Annotated in this window: 1 protein-coding gene; it reads left to right on the top strand. The window is 65.8% G+C overall.

From position 1 onward, the window contains the following. Positions 1–2: 2 nt before the first annotated feature. Positions 3–281, top strand: a 279-nt coding sequence (locus CFB18_RS12635) for a Uma2 family endonuclease (RefSeq protein ID WP_268808081.1), incomplete at its 3' end; no start/stop codon positions are given.

Below are 281 nucleotides of genomic sequence, written 5' to 3'. Positions count from 1 at the left end.
GCGTGGAGCTCATCGAAGGAGAACTCGTCACCATGAGCCCCATCGGAAGCCGACACGCCGCAACCGTGGCGCGACTCACCGCCCTGCTTTTCCCCATAAGGGGTCGAGGGATCCTCTGGGTTCAAAACCCCATCCGCCTGGGAGCCCATTCGGAGCCGCAGCCGGACGTGGCGCTGCTCCGCTATCGTCCTGACTTCTATGCCTCCGCCCACCCCGGGCCTGAGGACGTCCTCCTGGTGGTGGAGGTGGCCGAAACCTCCGCCGACTATGACCGCTCCGTC

This window comes from Thermoflexus hugenholtzii JAD2 (genome assembly GCF_900187885.1).
Taxonomy (GTDB): Bacteria; Chloroflexota; Anaerolineae; order Thermoflexales; family Thermoflexaceae; genus Thermoflexus; species Thermoflexus hugenholtzii.
The sequence above is the reverse complement of the archived record's forward strand: the minus strand, read 5'-3'. Positions and strand labels throughout refer to the sequence as shown.